The organism is Saccharopolyspora sp., from assembly GCF_017434145.1.
GTDB classification, from domain to species: domain Bacteria; phylum Actinomycetota; class Actinomycetes; order Mycobacteriales; family Pseudonocardiaceae; genus Saccharopolyspora_C; species Saccharopolyspora_C galaxeae.
The window spans coordinates 1-6561 of the sequence record NZ_JAFRFW010000145.1; the positions used below are offsets into that span (position 1 = coordinate 1).

Consider the following 6561-nt stretch of genomic DNA (forward strand, 5'->3'; position numbering starts at 1 on the left):
ACGTCTGGAACTTCTACGGTCCGGGCGGGCAGACCAAGAGCCAGAGCGACTGGGTCGTGCAGCTGGCCGCGGAGTGGAACGCCACCCACGACGTGCAGGTCCGCCTGCGGTACGTGCCGAACAAGGACTACAAGTCCGGGCCGACGCTGCAGACCTCGTTCAGCGCGGGCGCCGGACCGGACGTGTTCCTGCTCAGCCCCGGCGACTTCCTGCGCTACTACAACGGCGGCGCGCTCGCCGACCTCACCCCGCACCTGGAACCGGGGATGCGGGAGGACTTCCTGCCGCAGGGACTGTCCACCAGGGTCGTCGACGACCGGGTGTACGGGCTGCCGATGGAGATCGAACCGCTCGCCCTGTTCTACGGCGAGCAAGCCTTCGAGCAGGCGCACCTGTCCGAAGGGGACCTGCCGCGCACCTGGGACGACCTGCTCGCGCTGGCGGAACGGCTGACCACGCCGGAGCGGTTCGGGATGCTGTTCGAGACCAATCCCGGCTACTACCAGAACTACACCTGGTACCAGTGCATGTGGATGGCGGGCGGCGAGGTGTTCACCCCGGACCAGCGCCGCTGCTCGCTGGACTCACCCGCCACGCACCGCGCGTTGCAGTGGTGGCAGGACGCCGTGCGCGCCGGTTCCGCTCCGCGCCGAGTGCGGGGTGAGGGCGGCAACGACTCGATCTCCAACCTCGCGGACGGCTACTGCGCGATGCAGCAGCTCGGGATCTGGGGCATCGCCGAAATCGCCGAGCAGGCGGCCGGCTTCCGCTACGGCGTGACGCCGATGCCGGTGCCGCAGGGCGGTTCCTACACCACCGCGCTGGGCAGCTGGGCGATGGTCGCCAACGCCCAGGGCAACAACCCGGACGCGGCTGCGGAATTCGTGGTGTGGGCGCTGGGCTCGTCCGACCCGGCCTGCGTGGAGCGGGTGCGGCGGTGGAACACCGAGGCCAAGACGAACCTGCCCGCGCGGTACTCGGTGCGCCGGGCCGCCGACCGGCGCGGGGCGTTCGAGAGCGGACCGCTGCGGGTGTTCGCCGACGAGGTGATGACCGAAGCGCGACCGGAACCGCGCTATCCGCCGGAGGTCTACCGTGCGATCTCCGACGCGCTGCAAGCCTGCCAGCTCGACGGCGCCGACCCGGCGCAGGCGGTGGCGGGCGCCGCCGAGCAGATCGACACGTTCCTCGGCACCTACGACGGGGCGGCGATCCAATGACGGCCCCGCGGACTCGGCGCCGCGAAGGCCGCACAGCGCTGGCGTTCCTGGCGCCGGACGGCATCGGCCTGCTGGTGTTCGTGGCGATCCCCGCGGTGCTGGCGCTGGTGGTCGGACTGTTCGATGTGGACGGTTTCGGCAACGTGGAGTGGGCCGGGCTGGACAACTTCCGGCTGATGGCCGGGGACGGGCTGCTGTGGCGCAGCTTCGGCGTGACGGCGCTGTACGCGGTGCTGTTCGTGCCGCTGGCGTTCGCGCTCGGGCTCGGTCTTGCGCTGCTGGTGCGGGACCACTTCCCCGGGGTGGGGGCGGTGCGGGCCGCGCTGTTCCTGCCGAACGCGGTGAGCCTGGTCGTGGTCGGGCTGCTGTGGCATTTCCTGCTCACCGACAAGACCGGGCTGCTGAGCAAGCTCTCGGCGGTGTTCGGCCTCGGCGGGGTGTCCTGGCTCGGCGACCCGGACCTGGCGCTGCTGACGCTGGTGCTGATCAGCGCGTGGTTCCTGATGGGCTACCAGATGCTGATCTTCCTCGGCGGGCTGCACGACATCCCGCGCGACCTCTACGACGCGGCCACCGTGGACGGTGCGGGAACGTGGCACCGGTTCCGGCACGTGACCTGGCCGATGCTGCGGCCGACGAGCTTTTTCGTGCTGGTCACCTCGACGGTCAACGCGGTCACCGGGTTGCAGGCGTTCGACCTGGTCTTCGTCACGACCTCCGGCGGGCCCGCCAACGCCACCTCCACCGTCGTCTACTACGCCTACCAGCAGGCGTTCCAGTTCGGCCGGTTCGGCTACGCGGCGGCGATCTGCGGGTTGCTGGTGCTGGTGCTGGCCGCGATCACCGGCGGGCTGTTCGCGGCGACCAGGGGAGGGCGGTTCGATGCCCAATAAGGCGCTTCGCGCGACGAAGCCGCGGGTGAAGGCGGTGCTGGCGTACCTGGCGGCGCTGCTGACGGTGGCCCCGCTGCTGTGGCTGGCCCTGGCGGCGTTCCGCCCGGAGTCGGAGCTGTTCTCGACGAGCTGGCCGAGCACGCTGACGCTGTCCAATGTGGTCTACGTGCTCACCGAGGTGCCCTTCCTGCGGTACCTGGCCAACAGCGCGTTCGTCGCCACCGCGGTCACGGTGCTCGCGCTGGCCGCGCACTCGATGGCGGCCTACGCGCTGGCCAGGATGAGCTTCCGCGGGCGCGGCATGGCGTTCGCCTCCGTGGTGGCGACGCTGCTCGTCTCGCTGCCGGTGATCCTGGTGCCGCTGTTCCTGATCGTGCGCTCGCTCGGGCTGGTCGACTCCTACGCGGGCCTGATCGTGCCCGGGGTGTTCAACGCGTTCGGGATCTTCCTGCTGCGGCAGTTCTACCTCGGCGTACCGCGCGAGCTGGAGGAGGCCGCGCACCTCGACGGCTGCGGGCACTGGCGGATCTACTGGCACGTGGTGCTGCCGCTGAGCAGGCCGATGCTGGCCGCGCTGGCCGTGCTGTTCTTCCTGGCCAACTGGAACTCCTTCCTGTGGCCGCTGGCGGTGGCGCAGGACGAGTCGCTGACCGTCGTGCAGGTCGGCATCGCCTCGCTGCAAGGGCAGTACGCCTCCAAGCAGCACTACGTCATCGCCGCCGCGATGCTCGCCGCGATCCCGACCGTGCTGGTGTTCCTGCTCGGGCAGCGCTGGCTGATCTCGTCACTGAAGACCAGCGGGCTGCGCTGATCGGTCGGTCTGTCGGGGCTCGCCCGTAGCGTGCCGGTCGGAAGGGGGAGCCATGCGCGCGGCAAGACTGATCTCGCTGGTGCTGCTGCTGCAGTCGCGCGGCAGCATGACCGGCCCCGACCTCGCGGGCGAACTCGAGGTCTCCGAACGCACCGTGGCCCGCGACGTGCTCGCACTGGCCGAAGCGGGCGTGCCGGTCTACGCCGAACGCGGCAGGCACGGCGGCTACCGGCTGCTCGGCGGCTACCGGACCCGGCTGACCGGGCTGCACCGGGGCGAAGCCGAGGCGCTGCTGCTGGCCGCGATCCCCGGCCCGGCGGCCGAAATGGGCCTGACCGGCGAGGTCGCCAGCGCGCGCCGGAAGATCTCCGCGGCGCTCGCCCCGGGCGCCCAGGACGCGCCGGAGCGGGTCAGCAGGCGGTTCCACCTCGACGCGCCCGGCTGGTTCCGCCGCTGCGGAACTCCGCCGCTGCTGGGCGAACTCGCCGAAGCCGTCTGGCAGGACCGGTCGGTGCGAGCGGTGTACCGGCGCGGTGACCGGGAGGTCCGGCGCGACGTCGAGCCGCACGGGCTGGTGCTCAAAGCGGGCGCCTGGTACGTCGCCTGCCGGGTCGGGCAGCGGTTCCTGGTCTACCGCGCCGACCGGTTCCAGCACGTCGAGCTCGCCGGGCCGTTCGACCGCGACGAGTCCTTCGACCTGCCCGGATTCTGGCAGCGGCGCAGCGAGGACTTCGCCCGCAGCCTGCTGCGCGACAGCGTCACCGTCCGGCTCACGCCCGCAGGCGTGCGCGCCTTGCCGGTGCACCTCGACCGCTTCGCCGCGGAGCACGCCGAGCACGGCGAGACCGACGAGCAGGGGCTGGTCACGGCCACGCTGCCCGTCGAATCCCTGGACGTCGCCTACGACCAGCTGCTCGCGCTCGGCCCCGAGGTGGAGGTGCTGGCACCGCCGGAACTGCGGGGGCGGATGGCGCGCGCCGCGGCCAGGTTTGCCGGGCTCTACGCGGAGGCGGGCGAACTCGGACAGCTCAGCGGTAGCCGGTGACGTCCTCCGGCTTTCCCGCCTCGACGACCTCCTCGATGTAGCGCCAGCAGTCCGGCCGGGAACCGTCCACATCGGTGAGTCCGTAGACCTGCGCCAACTGCGCGCTGGACAGCGTCCGCCCGGACCACCGGGCAACCTCGGGATCGGCGGCCAGCGCCGCGACCGCCCGCCCGACGAACCGCGGTGACTCCGAGATGCCGAAGTGCGGCTCGGTCGCCTCCCGCCAGTTCTGCTCGGTCACGCCGAACAGGTCCAGCATCATCTCCGAACGCAGCCAGCCCGGCGTCACCGCGACCGCGGTGCCGCCGTGCGGGCGCAGCTCCTCGGCCAGCCCGAACGCCATCCGGCTCGCGGCGGTCTTCGCCACGTCGAAGAACGCGCCCAGGTCGCCGCGGTAGCGCCGGTTGTACTCCGCCGTGCCGTCGGTCAGCTCCACGACCAGGCCGCCGGGCGTGCGCGACAGCAGCCCGAGCGCGAAATGGCTCGTGATCAGGTGCGCTTCGATGCCGACGCGGAGCCGGTCGATCCCGATCCGCAGCGAGTGCTCCCAGACCGGCTTGTGCCAGTCCGTCAGGTGCTCGCCGCCCAGATCGTTGACCAGCAGGTCCAGCCTGCCGCGTTCGCTTTCGATCCGTGCGACAACCTCGCGCACCTCGTCCGGCTGCGTGTGGTCGGCGCGGACCGCGATGCCCTCGCCGCCCGCCGCGTCGACCAGCCGTGCAGTGTCCTCAATGGTCTCCGCCCGTCCGTAGTCCGACTGCTGTTCGCGGGTGGTGCGCCCGGTCCCGTACACCGTCGCGCTCGCCGCGCCCAGTTCGACGGCGATGCCGCGGCCCGCGCCGCGCGTCGCTCCGGCCACCAGTGCCACCTTGCCCTGTAGCGGTCCAGCCATGCGTTTCCTCCCTGTCGAACGGCCGCTCAGAACGGCCGACGCGGTGAGCCTGACCCCCAATCCGGACATCTGCTGTCGCGATTCACCGCGAGCGCTTTGCCGAATGCCCCGCCTTGCGCCGCCGGACGCGCGGTACGGTGGACGCGGTGATCGCGTAACGCGCGGATCACCGCGTCGGCTGCGAACGAAGGTGCAGCTGCAAAACGAAGACATAGCTGCAAAAAGAAGACCCAGCTGCGACATACGAAGACCCGGCTGCGGACGAAGGCACGGTCGCGAACGAGCGCGGCACTGCCTGCGGTAGCGAGCAGGTGATTACGGGCAGGCGAGAACGACGGTCGAGGCGGAGCTGTGACGTGGGGACACTCCTGGGAGATCTTCCGGCGTGGCTGCTGGACGCGGCCGCGCCGACATGCCTAACGTCCGCACCCGGTACAGGGTTGACCGCGTTTCGATCTTGTGCTTGCACGGGAACACCCCGGCAACGGCCGGACAGTCGGCCGGTACCCCCGGTGACCGCGCACGCGGCGGTCCGAGCAACGCAGAGCGCTCAGCCACGATCAGGAAGGCGGACCCGATGACGCCCCCGCACAACTACCTCGCGGTGATCAAGGTCGTCGGCATCGGTGGCGGCGGCGTCAACGCCGTCAACCGCATGATCGAGGTCGGGCTCAAAGGCGTCGAGTTCATCGCGGTGAACACCGACGCGCAAGCCCTGCTGATGTCCGACGCCGACGTGAAGCTGGACATCGGCCGCGAGATGACCCGCGGCCTCGGCGCGGGCGCCGCCCCCGAGGTCGGGCACAAGGCGGCCGAGGACCACAAGGACGAGATCGAAGAGGTCCTCAAGGGCGCCGACATGGTGTTCGTGACCGCCGGCGAAGGCGGCGGCACCGGTACCGGCGGCGCGCCGGTGATCGCCGACGTCGCCCGCAAGCTCGGCGCACTGACCATCGGCGTGGTCACCCGCCCGTTCTCCTTCGAGGGCAAGCGGCGCGCGAACCAGGCCGAAGAGGGCATCAAGGAACTCCGCGACTGCTGCGACACGCTGATCGTGATCCCGAACGACCGGCTGCTGCAGCTCGGCGACATCGGGGTCAGCCTGATGGACGCGTTCCGCTCCGCGGACGAGGTGCTGCTGTCCGGTGTGCAGGGCATCACCGACCTGATCACCACGCCCGGGCTGATCAACCTGGACTTCGCCGACGTCAAGAGCGTGATGTCCGGCGCGGGCAGCGCGCTGATGGGGATCGGATCGGCCCGTGGCGAGGGCAGAGCCGTGCAGGCCGCGCAGAAGGCGATCAACTCGCCGCTGCTGGAAGCCTCGATGGAGGGCGCGCACGGCGTGCTGCTGGCCATCTCGGGCGGTTCCGACCTCGGCCTGTTCGAGATCAACGAGTCCGCCTCGCTGGTGCAGGAGTCCGCGCACCCCGAAGCCAACATCATCTTCGGCACGGTGATCGACGACTCGCTCGGGGACGAGGTGCGGGTGACCGTGATCGCCGCCGGGTTCGACGCGGGCGCGCCGACGCACAAGAAGCTCGACCCGCAGCAGATCGGCGGCACCGACGAAGCCGGCGAAACCCAGGTGACCGAGGGCCAGGTCGTGGACGGCGAGTCGACGCCGAGCGCGCAGGCCCCGCCCGCCCGGCCGCAGCCGGTCGAGCAGCAGGCGCCTGCGCAACCGGCCACCGCGCAAC

Annotated in this window: 6 protein-coding genes; 5 read left to right on the forward strand and 1 reads right to left on the reverse strand. The window is 71.0% G+C overall.

Translation table 11 applies throughout. The features are described from left to right. The 4 genes from IJH84_RS04030 to IJH84_RS04045 all read left to right on the forward strand — a co-directional run. Positions 1-1220 (forward strand): sugar ABC transporter substrate-binding protein (locus tag IJH84_RS04030; RefSeq protein ID WP_295140321.1); only part of this gene is annotated, 1220 nt, incomplete at its 5' end. After that, on the forward strand, positions 1217-2113 hold the full coding sequence (locus IJH84_RS04035; RefSeq protein WP_295140324.1) for a carbohydrate ABC transporter permease: 897 nt from the start codon (positions 1217-1219) through the stop codon (positions 2111-2113). The genes IJH84_RS04030 and IJH84_RS04035, both read left to right, overlap by 4 nt. Then, on the forward strand, positions 2103-2924 hold the full coding sequence (locus IJH84_RS04040) for a carbohydrate ABC transporter permease (protein ID WP_200070027.1): 822 nt from the start codon (positions 2103-2105) through the stop codon (positions 2922-2924). The genes IJH84_RS04035 and IJH84_RS04040 overlap by 11 nt, the downstream gene beginning before the upstream one ends. Positions 2925-2976: 52 nt before the next feature. Beyond that, positions 2977-3969 carry a YafY family protein gene (locus IJH84_RS04045; RefSeq protein ID WP_295140328.1) on the forward strand — a complete coding sequence of 331 codons (993 nt, stop codon included), beginning with the start codon at positions 2977-2979 and terminating at the stop codon, positions 3967-3969. On the opposite strand, the gene IJH84_RS04050 is transcribed toward IJH84_RS04045, so the two are convergent. Then, complete coding sequence (locus IJH84_RS04050) at positions 3953-4861, reverse strand: SDR family oxidoreductase (protein ID WP_295140329.1); 909 nt, start codon at positions 4859-4861, stop codon at positions 3953-3955. The genes IJH84_RS04045 and IJH84_RS04050 overlap by 17 nt on opposite strands. A gap of 577 nt (positions 4862-5438) precedes the next feature. Here IJH84_RS04050 and ftsZ point away from each other — a divergent pair. After that, positions 5439-6561 (forward strand): cell division protein FtsZ (gene ftsZ, locus IJH84_RS04055; RefSeq protein ID WP_295140331.1); only part of this gene is annotated, 1123 nt, incomplete at its 3' end.

Coding starts and splice junctions, on each gene's coding strand:
- IJH84_RS04035 (WP_295140324.1), top strand. CDS start 1,217: ATGACGGCCCCGCGGACTCGGCGCCGCGAAGGCCGCACAGCGCTGGCG.
- IJH84_RS04040 (WP_200070027.1), top strand. CDS start 2,103: ATGCCCAATAAGGCGCTTCGCGCGACGAAGCCGCGGGTGAAGGCGGTG.
- IJH84_RS04045 (WP_295140328.1), top strand. CDS start 2,977: ATGCGCGCGGCAAGACTGATCTCGCTGGTGCTGCTGCTGCAGTCGCGC.
- IJH84_RS04050 (WP_295140329.1), bottom strand. CDS start 4,861: ATGGCTGGACCGCTACAGGGCAAGGTGGCACTGGTGGCCGGAGCGACG.